Below are 16,406 nucleotides of genomic sequence, written 5' to 3'. Positions count from 1 at the left end.
ATGCCTGCTATGGAACAATCAGCCTCATCTCCTGCCATTGCCCCTCGCCAAGCTGAACATCGGCGCCAGGGGAATCCGCATCCGGCTCGTAGAGGACGCCAGCGACCCTCCACGGGCTCCGCAGCAGCTGTACCGGAATAAACTCCCTTCTCTTGCCTTCGAGCGAAATTTCGACCTTGAGGGCCAGCTGTACCGCCTGTTCCATTATTTGTTTGGCCGTAGACAGATGGTATGAACGGTAATCCCGCGTCCACATCACCGGAAGCTGGGCCAGGTCCGGGCTGTTGTCTTCCTTCGGCTCGGCCTCATCCGGCCTGTACAGCAACGCAGGATGAGACATGCGGATAAGACCGGAAGAAGGCGCGGAAGGGCGGTCATCTGCTCTCTCATTGCCCGCTTTCCCCGCTTCGCTGCCATATTTGTCGGTGACTGCCGGGACAGGCGGGCTGATAGGGCTCATATGCGCCATCCCAGCCGCTTGCTCCATCGTTTCCAGTGTCGCCATGCCGCGTCTTGGCGGCAGTCCTGCTGCCGTCAGCAGCTTGCGGATGTCCGAGACCTTGTCCGCCTGGACGGCAAAATACAGAGGGCCGAGTCGCTTGATATCGTCCTTGAGCCGAGGATGATTCTCGATCAGATCCGCTTCGTCCGAAGTCGTGCAGGCCAGCACGGTCAGCTCCATAAAGGCCGTTCGCCCGATCTCCGCCGACCACTGCCGCAGAGCCGCAGCCACATTGTCCGGGATGCCCCCGGCAGCATGCGCCTCCAGAAAGGAAATGGCCTGGCCGGGACTTAGGTCCGCGTCCGCAGCCATAGCCAGCGCTTCCCGGGAAAGACGGTAAACCGACATATGGTCATCGGCTACCCGTTCAGCAAGCCGTGCCGCCGTATACCGGACCGTGTACGGCGTATCCGGCGGAATCAGCACTTCGAAATCCGGCTGTACGATCAGCGTGGCAGGTTCTCCCTCCGCCTCCATCCAAGGGATATCCTCAGCCAAGAGCTGTGCGCCTGTCCGCATGCGCCAGCGGAACAGCGTGTCTCCGCGCTCGTTCTCGCCAAGATCCAGCCAGCCCGCTCCGCTCAGGCACTGAAGCCACGCCTTCAGTGCCTGAAGCAGCCGGCTCCGGTTCGCTTCAGGCAGCAGCCGCTTCTCCTCCAGCTGCTGCAGCAGCTGGGTGTCGGCATGCCACACTCCGGCCGCTAGCCGAGGACTGCACAGCAGCCATGCCGCGTGCTGAAATTCCGGCTCACTTTTCATATAACGCTGCATCAGACACTGCAACAGCCGCTTCTCCATCGCCGCTCGGGGCAGCTTCAGCCATGCGTCCAGGGAAGGCCTGTGCAGGACAAGCGCTTCTGTGTCCGGCCGCAGCAGCCCCAGCGCCAGCAGCAAATCCAACATAACAGCCACATGGGGGGGGTACGCTTCAATATGTTCGTAAGGCAGCTCAAGCCCTCTCACATCGTCAGAGGATAAGGACAGCACCTGCGACAGCCGCTGGATATGCTTCTTGTGCAGCACCCCTTTGGCGGTGAGTGACAGCTCATGCAAGGACGCATACACCAAAGCATTGAACAGATCTGTTGCTATGCCGGCCCTTCCCTCCTGGATCAGACTGACAGACGATGTCAGATCCGGACGATCCGCCAGCCCGCCGTAAAGCGACGCAAGCTGGACCAGCCTGTCGAAAGGGATGTAATACAGCCGCTCCCCCCAGGCTTTGATGACCGCTTGGACCCATCCAAGCTGGCGCAGCTCGGCAAAGACCGCCCGGACTTCAGCCCCGCTCATGCGCTGTACCTGAAGCGCACGGAGCTTGCCATCATCAAAGCCGGTGCCGGCGAATGTGCGCCATATCTGATCCAGCACAGCGCGCTGCCCTGGCTTAAGCCCGGCAATCGTTTCGTGATCCGTTGATCGTATGGTCATCGCTGGCCTGATACCTCCCTTTCCGCAGCAGCGCCAATCTGGCCTGGCTTCCGGCCCTGTTCTTCAGCCAGGGGGATCGACATCGCCTCATAGACGTAGCCCTGCTCGACAAGGAACAGCTGGCGCCGCATGGCAAACATCTCCTCACGGCTGTCGCTCGACACGAGCGTATAGAAGTAGGCTCGGTTCTCACCGCTCTTCGGCCGCAGAATCCGCCCCAGCCGCTGCGCCTCTTCCTGGCGGGAGCCGAAGGTCCCGGACACTTCAATCGCCACGGACGCATCAGGCAGGTCAACGGCAAAATTGGCCACCTTGGATACGACCAGGACCGGCGTCTCTCCCCGGCGGAAGGAGGCATACAGCTCATGGCGCCGCTGCTGCGGCATTTGGCCTGATATGAGCGGAACCTGCAGCTGCTCGGCAATGGCGGTCAGCTGATTCAGATATTGGCCGATAATCAGAATTTGAGCGCCTGGATGGCGCCGGACAAGCGCTTTGATCAGCTCCAGCTTGGCTGGATTCTCGGCAGCCAGCCGGTACTGCTCCCGCTTGCCGCTGTACCGGCATCTTTCCTTGATCGGACCCGGCAACGGCACCTTCACCTCGATACAGCGGACAGCCGCGATCCAGCCCTGCTCCTCCAGCGCTTTCCACGGCATCTCGTATCGCTTGGGCCCGATCAGCGAGAACACATCCGCCTCCCGGCCATCCTCCCGCACAAGCGTCGCGGTCAGTCCGAGCCGCCGCGTAGCCTGAATATCCGCCGTAGCCCGGAACACCGGTGCAGGCAGCAAATGAACCTCGTCATAGATGATCAGCCCCCAGCGGCGCTCGTTGAACAGCTTCATATGAAACTGCTCCTCCTCTTTCCGGTGGCGATGGGTCAGAATCTGATACGTAGCCACCGTCACCGGACGAACCGCCTTATGCTCGGCCGTATACTCTCCAATCTGCTCCGGCAGCAGCGTCGTTTTATCCAGCAGTTCGCTAATCCATTGTGTGACCGACGTGGCATTTGAGGTCAGAATCAGCGTCTCGCACTGGAGTTCGCGCATCGCAGCGAGCCCGATGATCGTCTTCCCGGCTCCGCAGGGCAGGACCAGCACGCCGCTGCCTCCCTCACCGCCCGACTCCTTGAAGGCGTCCACCGCCGCCCTCTGGTAGTCGCGCAGCCGGAAACTGCCTTTCGGAGCGGCTACACTGCCAGCCGGAATCCCGTCGACCCGCTCCGCGCCTTCTTGCTCTGCAGAGCGGCCTTTCTGCCCACTTGATTGAGCAGAAGCCGCAGCGGATATGGCCCGGGGAGTGCCCGTCTGCTCCGACAGCGGCTCCTGCCGCTCCGGTTCCCTTTGTCCGGACGCGCTTCGATCCCCGTCCCGCCAGTCCAGCGGCAGAAACTGCCCGTCCTGATATCCGACATGATCGAGCACAGGGTACCCCAGCCGGGTCAATTCCTGCTTCAGCAGCCCTCTTAGCCGAGAGGGCGCCTCCGCTTCCAGTTCACTTAGGATGACGAGACCGCTGCTGGCCAGCGAAGGATACCCCTTCAGCTCCGCCAGGACGGATGCACTCCGGCTCTGAAGCAGCAGCCGGCCATCACGCGCCGGATGCATCTTCAGCGTCAGCTGTCCATATCTGGCAACGAGACGCCGAATGTCTTCCTCCAGCGCCGCAGGCAGCTCCCACCGGGAAAGCGACCGGAGACTTATGCATATGTGATCTGCGGTCAGTCCTGCGGCAGCGGCGTTCCACAAGGATAGTGGGGTAATGCGATATGTATGGTATGCGGCCGGACTTTTGACCAGATCGGCGTATTGCGCCAGCTCTGCCCGGGCCTTCTGGAAGGACGGGTGAGCTGTTTCCAGCAGCACGGTCCGGTCCCGCTGGACAATACAAGGCTTCTGTTCCACATCGATGACCTCCTTGGCTAAAAAAAGAAGCTCACATCCATTTAAGCTGGATCTGAACTTCCGGTTATGATGTCATATTATTTCCCAATTGCCAAGGTTCATGCATCGGTCCGGGTCCGGACCGTTTCCGCTGCTGGCTCCTCCCTTATTCCCCACGCTGATAAGCGCGGACAAGCTCGGTCAGCAGCCTCGCTCCATAGAGCATCGCATCCTCATCGAAATCAAACTTCGGATGGTGATGCGGATATACCGCCTGCTTCTCCTTGTTGCCCGCCCCGATAAATATGAAGCAACCCGGGATTTCGCGAAGGTAGTAGGAGAAGTCCTCTGCCGGCATCAACTTGGTCGACTCCTTGATGGCGCCGGGCTCAAACACCTTCGGTGCGATGCGGAAAAAGCGTGCGGTCTCCGCCTCATCATTCACCAGCGGCGGATAGCCCATCAGATAGGATACCGACGCCTGCGCACCATAGGTTTCCGCTACCGATGCCGCCATCGCCTCAATCTTCCTGCGGACCATCAGACGCGTCTCCTCGTCAAAGGTGCGCACCGTGCCGGTGATCCGGCTTGTGCCGGCGATCACGTTCTGCGCGGTGCCGGCCTGGAACGTGCCTACGGTGACCACCGCGGGCTGAAGCGGATCCACCGAGCGGCTGACAATCGTCTGCAGCTGCATGACCAGCGCCGCTCCGGCAACAAGGGCGTCTGATGTGACATGAGGCATGCCCCCGTGACCGCCGCGCCCGGTGATATCGATAAAAAATTCATCCGCCGACGCCATCAATGGCCCCGGAGCGCTCGCCACCTGGCCGACCGGCAGCGGGGTCCAGAGGTGAAGCCCGTATATGACGTCAGCTCCTTCAAGCGCGCCATCCCGGATCATCTCGATGGCCCCGCCCGGGCACACCTCCTCCGCAGGCTGGAACAGAAACCGGATCTCGCCCTCCACTTCCTCCGGCCGGGATGCAAAATAAGCCGCTGCGCCCAGCAGCATGGAGGTGTGGCCGTCATGCCCGCAGGCATGCATGGCGCCCGGAACCTTCGATGCATACTCGCAATCCTTCTCATCCTGAATCGCAAGGGCGTCCATATCCGCGCGAAGCACCACCGTTTTGCCCGGCTTTCCGCCCTTGAGGCTGCCGATCACACCGTGACCGCCGACGCCTGTTCTCACCTCGATGCCGATCTCCCTCAACCGTTCGGCGACATATGCCGCCGTCTCCCGCTCGTGAAAAGACAGCTCCGGATGGCTATGTAGATGCCGCCGCCAGGCGACCATTGTCGGGAACCACTGCTCCCAGAACGCTTCCTTCATCTCTGATCATCCTTCCTTTAGCCTATCGGCTGGTGTCTGTCAGCAGCAAGCCATGCAGCATGGAGAGAAACAGCCCGTGTCCTACCATCTGATCCACTTGGCCTCCCTCCTTGATCGTATGACAGGCCTCACGTAAAGGAACCCAGATGGCAGCCACATCCTCTCCATCGTCTGGCTCCGGCTCTGCCGCTCTCTTGATGTCATCAGTATAATAAAAATGCACCTTGCGATTGGTCAGCGAGGCTGCAGGGTAAGCCTCTCCCATATATGTAAGTTCATTGCACAGCACGCCGGTCTCCTCGGCAAGCTCCCGCTGAACAGCCGTGACCTTGTCCTCGTCATGCCGGATCGTTCCGCCCGGCAGCTCCCATGTCGACGCTGACACCGCCTCCCGGTGCTGGCGAACCATGAGCAGGCAGCCTTCATGAATGACTACCACCGCCGCCGATTCCGGCATATGGTCAATCACCGCGATCTCCTTCCCGTCATGCTCCTCCACCGCATAATACTCCGTATCATACACGATTCGATTCATCGGACTTCCCTCTTTTCCGTCAGTTATTTGGGCATCATGAAATATATACCCCTGCCGGAGCGGGAAACAGCAAACGGATCGGGCTGGAAAATTACTTTTATTCTAACAGAAAAGATAGAGATCTGTCCTACACGAAAACACCCTTCGGATAAAAGGGCTGCAAATTGAAGGCTCACAAGAGCTTCAGGCTTGCACAAGTTCCTGAAACATACTATCATATTAAAGAACTTTGCTAGTGGAATATTAAGGGGGTTAACGCCGCATGATTTTTGAAAATACAGGCTTGGACGGTATGCAAAGCGATTTGGCTTATCTCGACGAATGCGCCGAGAAGGTCGGCTTTATTCGTTGGCAGTGGGAATACTACCGCGCTACATATGATTTGAAAATTGAAGATAAAAAAAATAACGATGAGTACTTCCTCCGCTTCAATACCCGCGTGGTTGAAGGGAAGCTGGAGAAGCCGGACACCATCCTTAAGATTGAAGCCGTATACATGGGCAGAGCGACATTCCCGCACGGCCTTGAGTATGAAACGATGGCACCGTCTCCGGTGATGAACATCGCCAACAAAAAGCTGCAGGAGCTCAAGGCTCTCCTGGAAGCGTAAGTGGTAACATCTTATGATGAAAACGACCAATCCCCAGCCCCAGACCAAAAGAGGGACGCCAGATTTTCAATTGCTTATTCTTACCCTGCTGCTGGTCGGATTCGGACTGATCATGGTATTCAGTTCCAGCTCAAGCTTGGCCGTCTTCAACGAGAAATTTAATTACGACCCGCTCTATTTCACCAAGAGGCAGGGGGTATTTGCCGCTCTTGGATTGCTCGTGATGCTGGTCGCAATGAACATCAATTACAAGATATACAAAAAATTGTTTATTCCGGTGTTTTTCCTAACACTGATTCTGCTCATCTTGCTGATCATCATCGGATCGGCAACCAACGGCGCCCGGAGCTGGTTTAACATGTTCAGCCTGGGAATCCAGCCTACCGAGCTTGCGAAAATCGCCACCATTGTATATTTGGCCGCGCTGATATCCAAAAAAGGGGAGCGGATCCGTCAATGGAAAGGCGGATTTTTCCCGGTGCTGATCATCGTTGGCGTCGTGGCAGGTTTAATCATGCTGCAGCCCGATCTGGGCTCCTGCTTCATCCTGGTCGCTACGTGCGGCCTGGTGATCTACGCAGGCGGAGCAAGCCTGAAGCATATTCTGGGCTGTATATCCCTTGTCGTTCTAGGATTGGTGCTTACACTCGGAGTCGGCTCCCTGTTCGATTCGAGCGGCCCCTCCGACGAGGCATCTAAAGATTATAAGGTCGGCCGAATCGAGGCGTTTCTGGATCCGTTCCAGGACGAGTCCAACACAGGCTACAATCTCGTTCAATCCTTGATCGCGATTGGCCAAGGCGGCATTACGGGCGCGGGCTACGGCGAGAGCATCCAGAAGCTGCACTATCTGCCGAACCCTTATAACGACTTTATCTTCTCCGTCATCGGCGAGGAGTTCGGCTTTATCGGCACCTGCATCTTCCTGCTGGTGTATCTGTATTTTATATTGCGGGGCATCATTATCGCGCTTCGCTGCTCCGACCCGTTCGGCACATTGACCGGGGTCGGCATTATGGGACTGATTGCGATTCAATCCTTTATTAATATCGGCGGAGTCACCAATACGATTCCGATCACAGGGGTTACCCTTCCGTTCATCAGTTACGGCGGCTCTTCCCTGCTTGTCATGATGCTGAGCATGGGCATTATGCTGAGCATTTCAAGGGACAGCAACCGCCCTGTCAAAGAGGAACAGGTAAAATCTGTAGTAAAAAAAGACTACCGGACATCCGTGTAGTCTTTTTTTATGCTTCGGGAAGGGTATGTACTCCCCGATGACTATTTCGTTCTTTGCGGCACATCATCCATGATGTCATCCTTGAAGGCAACGCCCTCGACCTTGACATTCACCTCGACGACTCGAAGTCCGGTCATGCTTTCCACCGCTTCGCGGACATTCTGCTGAAGCATACGGCAGACTTCATGAATCGGCGTCTCATAGAGCACGATAATCCGAAGATCGATGGCCGCCTCAAGCTGACCTACCTCCACCGTAACACCTTTTTGCACATTCTTTCCGCTCAGCCGCTTGGCCCATCCTTCGGATAATCCGCCTGACATGGCTGCAATTCCGGGTGTTTCCAGCGCCGCCAGTCCGGCAATTTTCGAGACGACATCATCCGATATCCGAATCAAACCGCTATCCAGTTGAAGTTGTTCCGTCATGCCATATCCTCCTTCACCTCATTATCAGTTATTGTAAATCCTAACAGGCCCAAAAAGCAAATGCCAAGCGCAGATGAATCATTAATTTTTCGAAAAAAATGGGTATATTACATGAAGGATATGGTACCGAACGACATCTTCCTCCAGCGAAGCTTAGACAAATTACTACAAAACCATCGGATTCGGGGTGCATACGATGATAAAAAAGCGGTTGAAGCCGATCTTGCTCATCCTGACCTTCCTGCTGAGCGCGGCCGGACACTTTGCCGGCTGGAACACAACCGTTCAATTTCTGCTGTCCGCGATTGCGGTCATCTTTGTAGCCGGGTTTCTCGGCCGGGCGACCGAGAGCGTAGCCCACTACGCCGGACAGCGCCTGGGCGGCTTTCTGAACGCCACCTTCGGCAACGCAGCAGAGCTGATCATTGCGATCCTGCTGATTAGAGAAGGGCTGTACGACATGGTCAAAGCGAGCATCACCGGCTCCATCATCGGCAATCTGCTGCTGGTGCTCGGGCTGAGCCTGTTCATGGGCGGGCTGAAATTTAAAATCCAGAGATACAACGCCACGCTGGCAAGCCTTAACGGCTCCCTGATGACGCTGTCCATCATCGCCTTGTTTATCCCGGCTGTGTTTCTGAACACCCATTCCATCACAACCGAAGGCATCAAGATGCTCAGTCTGATTGTCGCCGGCATATTGATTGTCGCTTACTTAGCGTGGCTCGTGTTCTCCATGATTACACATAAGGAATACTTGGCAGATGTCAGCGACAGCAACGATGAAGATGCGCTTGCGCATGAGCATGAGCCGGCCTGGTCCAAAAAGCGCTCGATCGTTTATCTCGTCATTGCAACAGTGATGGTCGCCTTTGTCAGTGAATGGCTTGTCGGGGTGCTGGAGCCGATTAGCCATCAATACGGTCTCAGCGAGCTGTTTGTGGGCGCCTTCCTCGTTGCCATCATCGGCAATGCCGCCGAGCATAGCGCAGCGATCATGCTGGCGATGAAGAACAAAATCGGAGCGGCCGTTGAGATCGCCGTCGGCAGCAGTCTGCAAATCGCCCTGTTTGTAGCCCCTGTGCTTGTGTTTATCAGCTTCTTCCTCGGCAATACGATGGATATCGTATTTACGACCCTGGAGCTGTTAGCGATCGGCGTAGCCGTGTTTATCGCCCGCTCCATTACGCAGGACGGCGATTCCAACTGGTATGAGGGACTGCTGCTTCTAGCGGTTTATATTATTTTGGGTGTTTCTTTCTTTCTCGTCTAAAAGGAACAAGCGACTGGCCACGGGCACCTTGTTAGGGCCTGCCAGTCGCTTTCGTTTTTAGTCTTTCGCTTCACAAGCTAACGATCAGCAACAATGGATGATCCCGTCCCGGCGGCCTACATACAGCTTAGTTCAGGCAGCCATACCTTCGCCTGCCGCTTTGCGCTTTCGACAGCGCCCAGCGTCATCGCCAAGCTGTGAATATTGTGACTGATATCCGTTTCCGAGCGTTTGCCGGACTTCAATGAATCAAACATCTCGTCAAGACATGCCTCTCTTCGTTCTGGCCCATACCACGAACCCTGCCTCCCGGCAGCCGAGGCTGATTCCAATGCATCCGCTCCTTCATACACTGGCTCATGATCGCCGTCCCACAGCATCGTTCCCTTGGGTCCGACAAGCCGCCATGCTCCCTCCCAGGAGGTGGAATGCCCTACCGCGCTCCAGCTTCCGTTGTATGAAAATACCGCTCCGCAGCTGAACTCGAATATGCAGACAGCTGACGAATTACCCTGATACCAGGAGCCGTCCGGATTAAATTCGTGACAATACACGGCCATGGGATCCGACCCGATTAAATATCTTGCTGCATCAAACGTGTGGATCGCCATATCAATGAGCAGAGGGTGTGCCATCATTTCCCGAAAGCCGCCAAATCGCGGACCGAGAAAAAAATCGGCTGTCACAAAGCCCGGAGGACCGATCCGGCCGGTGTCAAGCTCCGCCTTCAAAGCTCTGATCTCCTTGGTATAGCGTCGATTTTGCATCACTGCACAGCTTCGTCCAGTACGATCCGACACGTTGATCAAACGAACGGCATCTTCCATGGAAAGTGCCATCGGCTTCTCCATCATCACGTTCGCGCCATGCTCCATTGCCGTAATGGCATTGGCGGCATGCGCTTCCGGGATGGAAGTGTCCAGCAGCAGATCGACTCCCTCGGAAGCAACTGCTTCGGCCACCGCTTCATACACCGGCAGCTTCAGGCCGAAGCGCTGCATAGCCTCAAGGGCCTTCTCCGGCTGAACATCCACGAGGGCAACGAGGTCCACATCGTTTCGCTTCAGCGCGTATTCCAGCCAGCGTGTCCCCATGCTGCCGCATCCGGCCAATACCGTCTTGTATTTCAAACGCCTCACTCCCCGCTACAGCTTTCCGCTGCCGTATGAAATCCGTGGATTCGTGACATATTCACCGCCCCGGCATCGTTTCAAATATTGAAGCGAGCTTACCTGCGCGCTCATCTCCAGCTCGTCCTTGAAGACCGGGTCATGCCTGCCTTCGATGTCGATGCTGCCTTCATAGCCTTGTTGCATCAGTATCGTCACTACATCCGTCCAGTTCGTATCCCCGAAGCCAGGCGTCCGGTGCCACACAAACGGATGAGGACCATGGATGCCATGCTCCCGAATGACATCCCATGCGATGGTGGCATCCTTGCCGTGTACATGAAAAATCTTGGATGCCCATCTCCTTAGCTGGGCAATCGGATCGATCAGGCTGACCATCTGATGGCACGGCTCCCACTGCAGTCCCAGGTTGTCATTCGGCAGCGCGTCAAACATAAGCTCCCATGCAGTCGGGTTGTGGGCGATGTTCCAGTCGCCCTTGTCCCATGTGCCGTGCATATCGCAGTTTTCAAAGGCCAAGCGGACTCCGCGATCCTCTGCCCTGCGGGCAAGCTCGCCGAATACCTGCTTGAACTTCGGCAAAGAAGCCGGGATCGGTTCGTCCGGAATCCGTCCTGTAAATCCGGATACCACGTCGCAGCCGAATGCGGCGGCATGGTCGATCGCGCGCTCCCAGCTTGCCAAGGTGTCGGCATTATCGCCGGTACCGGTTAGGGGATTGCCAAAAACCGTCAGGCTGGACACAACAGCTCCGCTGCCGCCCAGCAGCTCGCGAACTCGCTTGGCTTGCTCTTTAAGATCGATGTCGCCTGTCGTCTGCCAGTAAGTGATGCCAAAGCTTTCAAAGCCATGATCCAGGTAATAGGGAATAACTTCCTCCGCGTAGACACCCTTGATTAGGGCACCTATCTTTAAGTGCCTCATGGATGATAACGCCCTCCTTCGCCCCCTTGTGCACCTTCATTCTTATCCCAAGCCAGATAAAGCGCATGCGTTCCCTTCTCGGTTAACCCGGCTTCAGCGATCCGGGCATATAACTGACGAGCCAGCGATAGGCCTGGAAGCTCAATCTTCATGTCATCCGCCACCTGCAGCGCAATTTCCATGTCCTTGATGAAATGCTTCACATAAAAGCCAGGCTCGAAGTCTCCCTCGATGATCCTAGGGGCAAGGTTGCTCAAAGACCAGCTCCCGGCAGCGCCTGTCTCAATGCTGCTCAGCACCTTTTTCAGATCCAGACCCGCCTCCGCAGCATACACAAGCGCTTCGCATACCCCAACCATATTGGAAGCTATGGCGATCTGATTCACCATCTTCGTGTGTTGACCGGCTCCAGGACCTCCCTGCAGTACGATGCGGTTGCCCATCTGTTCAAAGATCGGGAGGACGGTGTTGAACGCTTGGTCATCTCCTCCCACCATGATGGATAGCGTCCCATTCCTTGCCCCAACATCTCCCCCTGATACAGGGGCATCCAACGCATGCAGCCCCTTTAAGCAGGCCGATTCATAAATTTGCTTGGCCAGAAGCGGGCTTGATGTTGTCATATCGATGAGGTATGTCCCTGGCCGTGCATGATCAATCACTCTGTCCTCACCCAGATAAAGAGCTCTAACATCACTTGGATAACCCACCATCGTGATCACGACGTCGCATTCGGCAGCCAGCTCTCCCGGGGAGGCCTTCCATTCCATCCCCAGATCAAGCAGCTCCTGTGCTTTCGCTTTGGTCCGTGTATAAATGGAAAGCTTGTATCCTCCCTGCTGTAAATGCTTGGCCATGCTGCTTCCCATAACGCCCGTTCCGATAAAACCGATTCTTGCGTTGTCCAATTGTACAGTCATTCTTCTGTTCCCCTCTCCTGCTATATATAGAATCTGATCTTGGTTTCCAGGATTATCCGCCTCTATCTAAGGTGCCCCTGCTATTCGAACGATTGTCAGCGTGCCTGCTCGGGTTCCTTATGCCCGCAGGTGATTTTCACAGCTTCCCAAACTTGAACCTGCGGCACGGTAAACCGCAGCTCAGCGCCGTCTGTCGTAAAGGGAAGCTTCCCGTTCTCCAGCAGGCCATTCACTTCCGCGATCCCGCCTGTTAACGAGAGAGGAAGCCTCACCTCAAGATGATGAAGCGGAACCGGCTGGGCTAGCGGTCTTCTTCCCGTTCCGTTGACAAAATGAAGCAGGAAGCCGTTCCGGTTGCGGTATATTGTAGCCTGAAGTCCGGCATTCGGCGCAACGCGCAGCAGCCGTTCCCCCCGGTTACTTAAATCGATCAGATTGTCCAGCAGCTGATAATGCTCTCCTAGTTTAAATTCATCAATTAATTCACTGAGCGAAAACGTTAGGAACAGCACACTCCCCAGACCCTTCTCATGCCTTACCACGAGTGGAATATCGGTTCTGGGCACGGATAGAGAGGCTCTCTCCGGCGGAGCTCCGACACTTTCCAGCGGAGAAAACGGCGGCACCAGCGTGGCCAGAACGTGAGCGTCAGGGGATGGCTTGCAGTAAACAACATGCCCCCTATGGGGAATCAGCTGTGTATCCTCCATCCCCTTCTGCAGCGGATTTGCGGTTCCTTCGAACCGCAGGTAGCTTGCCGTCAAATGCTCGCTAACCGTCATGGCAGGCTCAATGCCAAGCAGGTCGGCAAGCTCCTTCCTGAACGGGCCGCTGCTTAATCTCCCCTCCACCATGAGGTTTCCGCCTTGCTCTACATATGCCCGCCACGAGGACAGTTCCCTCTGGCCGATCGGATACAATTCCGGAACGATTACAGTGCGATACCGTTTCAACGTCACCAGGCCGGCTTCTTCCTGCGGCAGGATGTCAAACGGAATTTGGCGGCTGACAAGCCCGTCCGCCCAGCCCCCTACCGACCTGCCTGAATGCCATAGCAGGGCTGTCTCCGCCAGAGCTTCTGCTTCATGCATCTCTTCTGCCAGCTTCTCTTCCCGGGAGTTATGAGCCTTTACCGTTCTCAGAATACGCTTATCCGTAATCGTGTCAGGAATTCCGGTCAACGAATGCCAAATCTGGCCCCCATATGCCGGAATTTGTGCCAACCAGAACGCGTATTCAGCCGGCGGCATTCCGGTATGTCTCCAGTCCATTCCGGGGCAGGAATGAACAATGCCGAGCGGCGGAGCGGCGAGTGCCTTGCCCCGGCCCAGCTTAATGCTCAGCGCAGGCTTCCAAAATTCCGGGATATGGCGATACCCGCGAGAAAGGACATTTTGCGGCTCTGTGCATAGCAGATCGCTTCCGGCCTTCCGATCCTCTAAGCTTTCATGAAACAGATTATAATACCCGAGTACCGGCACCTCCTTCCGGATCTCCTTGATCGTGCCGTTCAGCAGCTCCATATTGTGGCGAAGACATATCGAGCCCCAGGTTCGGTCCAGCTCGGACCGATCCTCCGGCATCGGATATCCGTACAGCTCCTGGTATTTGTCCTGGCAATTTCCGCACAAGCAAGGAATCGTACCCGGATTATTGAAAAAAACGCCGTCGATATCATATTGATTCAGCGTTTCCCGCAGTACCGGCACAGCCAGCGCTTCGTTGCGATATCCGGTATTGATGCAGGTGGACATCAATAGCGACCAATTCCCCGGCCGCTTAGCTCCGATGATCTCCGGTTCTCCGTCCTTGCTTCGCACAAACCACTCTGGCCGATGCTGATATACGAAGTCATCCGCCTTGCTGAAATCGTATCTTGCCACAAACCGCAAGCCCTCCCGATGAAAGCACTCAATCATCTCCTGCAGCAGATCCCCCTGATCCGGCAGAAATTCATTCACGTGGTGAAACGGAACCTCGCTCCTGTACCAGGCGTATATCCCGCCCACATTAAAAACAACCGTATTGGCACACATCTCTTTCAGTTGTTTAGCCAGCCGCTCAGGGTCAATCCGCGCCGTGTCCTTCACCTGCATGTTGGGCTGGATGATGCGAAGCGGCTGATGCCACCACCATTCGTTAGCGGACATGAATAAGTTCCTCCTTTTTGTGACAACTGTGCCCTACGCGTTACCCTGCAGATGATAGGCGGCATAGACCCCAAGCTTCGGAATCTTGAGGGCGATCAAGTTTTCGTCCCTTTGAAGCTCAGCCGTCTGACCATCAACCAAAGCTTCCACATGGTCAACCTGGCCGATTCCTCGCAATTGAATATTAATATCATGCATATCAATCGGCGCTTCATAGGTCGATCCATTAAAGCCTGATAAGTTCAACAATTGCAGCATATAGGATTCATCCGGCAACCGGTGGAGGTTGATCTCCACGCTGGGATGAGCCTCGGCGCGCAGTGTCGCAGTTCCGTTCAGCAAGTGTCGTATCGCCCCGCATACGATATATTTATGGTCGGCAAAACCGTGGTCATGGTACAAACGGCCAACGTTCCAGCCCATGTACGCCCCCATCCCCTTGCTATCCGTTGTTTTCCCGAATAGAACGAGACCATAGCGGTCCGTAAGCTCATGCCCGTACGCCCGCTCCGGCGGCCCGAAGCTGGATGGCGCCATATAGGGTAGCTTTGCGGATGCCTGGCTTCCGGGGTGAAGGACTGCAAAAGGACCTTGGACGATAACCCACTGCTTTCGCTCAAGCTCAGGGTACATGGTCTTATCATCCACGACCATATAGGAGGCCGTCGTGTCGGCGATGATCGTATCCACCGAAGTCCCGAACAGGCGCGAAAGCGCGGTCGTTTGAGCGGACAAGGCCGCTCCCGTTGCCAGAATATGCTTGCCGCCATCCCTTGCTTCCAGCAGAACATCCAGCTCCTCCGCTGTCGTCCTTGTGATTCCCGGCAGCACCACCACCCTGGCCCTGCTTCTGCGGAGCTGCTCCAATCGATTCTGTGAGATCACATCAAAGAGGATATGGGACTCCTTCAGCATCTTGAATAGTCCCAGGTATTCTGTATATGAATCCCGCTCGGAGGCCGGCGGCTTCACGAGCACAACGTCAGCCATGGAGGAGAAGCTGCCAAACAGATGCTCGTGCTTCTTGTGAAACCGAAAAACCTTCGCGACGCTATCCATATTGTCCATGTCCGGATAATCTTCGAAAACACCGATAATGCAAAAATCCAGCCCCGAACCATTCACCAAATTTTCGTACAGCCTAATCTCGGTTTCATATCGCGATACCCCTGTGAACCTGTAGGTCAGGTCGATGGCGTTAATGGAGCAGTTGCTTGACAGCTTGTCATCATAGCTGCCGGAAATCGGCATCACGTTCTCCGCAGCCGAATACAACCATTTCGAAGAAGCGCGATTTAATGCGGTAGCCGACTCATGCCTAACGATATCCACCTTATGTGGATGATAGGTACTGATCGCTGTCTGCGGATTCAACGCCTTGATATGATCGTGGATGGTATCCAGCATTTCCATTGCGGTGATCTCTTGGAATTCGCGATACTTCCTGTACACGAAGTCATCTTGCTGCTCTGGCTCCGGAAGCTGAAGACCATACATTTCCCGAAAACGCGTCCTGCAGTTGTCGCAATAACAGATGCCGTAATGATTCCCGCTGTAATCCCAGTTTTGATAACCAAACATATTAAAGAATACGCCGTCCACATCATAGCTGCTTAACACTTCTGTCAAAATATCAAGGGAATAACGCTGCTGATAGCCCCCGTTCAGACAGGTGTGAACGATGCCGTAATAGTTCACCTCCCGTCCTTCCCTAGTACGGTAGAACCATTCCGGTCTCTGCCTGAACACCGACTCATGCGCCTTGCTGAAGTCGAACCGGGCAATGAAGCGAATCCCGTTCGCGTGAGCTTTGGCTATCGCTTCGCCTAGCAGATCCTTTTTCAAGTAGGGAGTTACATAATGATAGCGAAGTCGGGACGGATAGAAGGCAAATATGCCGCCTGCATTCATCATCAGTACATTGGCTTCCAGTTGCTTAAGCTGATGGATGAGCGCATCAACGTCCATATTCGCGTCGACTTCACGCAGATTATTCTGGATCAGCCTGAGCCTGTTGCTGCTCCACCATGTCATATAA

13 protein-coding genes are annotated in these 16,406 nt (G+C 55.6%); 3 read left to right on the top strand and 10 right to left on the bottom strand.

Features of this window, described 5'->3' with window-relative positions; genetic code table 11:
* Positions 1-7 precede the first annotated feature (7 nt).
* From CHH75_RS04420 to CHH75_RS04405, 4 genes are all read right to left on the bottom strand, one after another.
* Positions 8-1,933, bottom strand: coding sequence for a helicase-associated domain-containing protein (locus CHH75_RS04420; RefSeq protein WP_095397518.1), 1,926 nt, complete (start codon positions 1,931-1,933; stop codon positions 8-10).
* Positions 1,930-3,843: a DNA repair helicase XPB gene (locus tag CHH75_RS04415; protein WP_095397517.1), complete on the bottom strand. Its 1,914-nt coding sequence runs from the start codon at positions 3,841-3,843 to the stop codon at positions 1,930-1,932. The genes CHH75_RS04420 and CHH75_RS04415 overlap by 4 nt, the downstream gene beginning before the upstream one ends.
* A 145-nt stretch (positions 3,844-3,988) precedes the next feature.
* Positions 3,989-5,158: a M20 family metallopeptidase gene (locus CHH75_RS04410; RefSeq protein WP_095397516.1), complete on the bottom strand. Its 1,170-nt coding sequence runs from the start codon at positions 5,156-5,158 to the stop codon at positions 3,989-3,991.
* 22 nt (positions 5,159-5,180) lie between these two features.
* Complete coding sequence (locus CHH75_RS04405; RefSeq protein ID WP_095397515.1) at positions 5,181-5,693, bottom strand: NUDIX hydrolase; 513 nt, start codon at positions 5,691-5,693, stop codon at positions 5,181-5,183.
* A gap of 262 nt (positions 5,694-5,955) precedes the next feature.
* Here CHH75_RS04405 and CHH75_RS04400 point away from each other — a divergent pair, with 262 nt between their 5' ends.
* Together CHH75_RS04400 and ftsW are read left to right on the top strand one after the other, a co-directional pair.
* Positions 5,956-6,303 carry a YugN family protein gene (locus CHH75_RS04400; RefSeq protein WP_095263289.1) on the top strand — a complete coding sequence of 116 codons (348 nt, stop codon included), beginning with the start codon at positions 5,956-5,958 and terminating at the stop codon, positions 6,301-6,303.
* Between the two features lie 16 nt (positions 6,304-6,319).
* The gene (ftsW, locus tag CHH75_RS04395; RefSeq protein WP_095263324.1) at positions 6,320-7,543 is read left to right on the top strand and encodes a putative lipid II flippase FtsW; all 1,224 of its coding nucleotides are present in this window, start codon (positions 6,320-6,322) and stop codon (positions 7,541-7,543) included.
* Between the two features lie 41 nt (positions 7,544-7,584).
* Here the strand turns inward: ftsW and CHH75_RS04390 are convergent, their stop codons facing one another.
* A complete protein-coding gene (locus CHH75_RS04390; protein ID WP_095263288.1) occupies positions 7,585-7,971 on the bottom strand; it encodes an Asp23/Gls24 family envelope stress response protein in 387 nt (128 codons plus the stop codon).
* Between the two features lie 199 nt (positions 7,972-8,170).
* Here CHH75_RS04390 and cax point away from each other — a divergent pair, with 199 nt between their 5' ends.
* Complete coding sequence (cax, locus tag CHH75_RS04385; protein ID WP_095263323.1) at positions 8,171-9,244, top strand: calcium/proton exchanger; 1,074 nt, start codon at positions 8,171-8,173, stop codon at positions 9,242-9,244.
* A gap of 116 nt (positions 9,245-9,360) precedes the next feature.
* Here the strand turns inward: cax and CHH75_RS04380 are convergent, their stop codons facing one another.
* From CHH75_RS04380 to CHH75_RS04360, 5 genes are all read right to left on the bottom strand, one after another.
* Positions 9,361-10,383 carry a Gfo/Idh/MocA family protein gene (locus CHH75_RS04380; RefSeq protein WP_095263287.1) on the bottom strand — a complete coding sequence of 341 codons (1,023 nt, stop codon included), beginning with the start codon at positions 10,381-10,383 and terminating at the stop codon, positions 9,361-9,363.
* 6 nt (positions 10,384-10,389) lie between these two features.
* On the bottom strand, positions 10,390-11,298 hold the full coding sequence (locus CHH75_RS04375) for a sugar phosphate isomerase/epimerase family protein (RefSeq protein WP_095263286.1): 909 nt from the start codon (positions 11,296-11,298) through the stop codon (positions 10,390-10,392).
* Positions 11,295-12,218, bottom strand: a complete 924-nt coding sequence (locus CHH75_RS04370; RefSeq protein WP_095263285.1) for an NAD(P)-dependent oxidoreductase — start codon at positions 12,216-12,218, stop codon at positions 11,295-11,297. Before CHH75_RS04370 ends, CHH75_RS04375 begins: the two co-directional genes overlap by 4 nt.
* A 95-nt stretch (positions 12,219-12,313) precedes the next feature.
* Positions 12,314-14,368 carry an alpha-amylase family protein gene (locus CHH75_RS04365; protein WP_095397514.1) on the bottom strand — a complete coding sequence of 685 codons (2,055 nt, stop codon included), beginning with the start codon at positions 14,366-14,368 and terminating at the stop codon, positions 12,314-12,316.
* Between the two features lie 33 nt (positions 14,369-14,401).
* Positions 14,402-16,402, bottom strand: a complete 2,001-nt coding sequence (locus tag CHH75_RS04360; RefSeq protein ID WP_095397513.1) for an alpha-amylase family protein — start codon at positions 16,400-16,402, stop codon at positions 14,402-14,404.
* Positions 16,403-16,406: the final 4 nt, after the last annotated feature.

Source organism: Paenibacillus sp. 7541, from assembly GCF_002276395.1.
Lineage (GTDB): Bacteria > Bacillota > Bacilli > Paenibacillales > Paenibacillaceae > Paenibacillus_AQ > Paenibacillus_AQ campinasensis.
The sequence above is the reverse complement of the archived record's forward strand: the minus strand, read 5'-3'. Positions and strand labels throughout refer to the sequence as shown.

Excerpts from the sequence above, each read along its gene's own strand:
- CHH75_RS04420 (WP_095397518.1), bottom strand. The coding sequence starts at position 1,933 with ATGACCATACGATCAACGGATCACGAAACGATTGCCGGGCTTAAGCCA.
- CHH75_RS04410 (WP_095397516.1), bottom strand. The coding sequence starts at position 5,158 with ATGAAGGAAGCGTTCTGGGAGCAGTGGTTCCCGACAATGGTCGCCTGG.
- CHH75_RS04405 (WP_095397515.1), bottom strand. The coding sequence starts at position 5,693 with ATGAATCGAATCGTGTATGATACGGAGTATTATGCGGTGGAGGAGCAT.
- CHH75_RS04400 (WP_095263289.1), top strand. The coding sequence starts at position 5,956 with ATGATTTTTGAAAATACAGGCTTGGACGGTATGCAAAGCGATTTGGCT.
- ftsW (WP_095263324.1), top strand. The coding sequence starts at position 6,320 with ATGAAAACGACCAATCCCCAGCCCCAGACCAAAAGAGGGACGCCAGAT.
- CHH75_RS04390 (WP_095263288.1), bottom strand. The coding sequence starts at position 7,971 with ATGACGGAACAACTTCAACTGGATAGCGGTTTGATTCGGATATCGGAT.
- CHH75_RS04375 (WP_095263286.1), bottom strand. The coding sequence starts at position 11,298 with ATGAGGCACTTAAAGATAGGTGCCCTAATCAAGGGTGTCTACGCGGAG.
- CHH75_RS04370 (WP_095263285.1), bottom strand. The coding sequence starts at position 12,218 with ATGACTGTACAATTGGACAACGCAAGAATCGGTTTTATCGGAACGGGC.
- CHH75_RS04365 (WP_095397514.1), bottom strand. The coding sequence starts at position 14,368 with ATGTCCGCTAACGAATGGTGGTGGCATCAGCCGCTTCGCATCATCCAG.
- CHH75_RS04360 (WP_095397513.1), bottom strand. The coding sequence starts at position 16,402 with ATGACATGGTGGAGCAGCAACAGGCTCAGGCTGATCCAGAATAATCTG.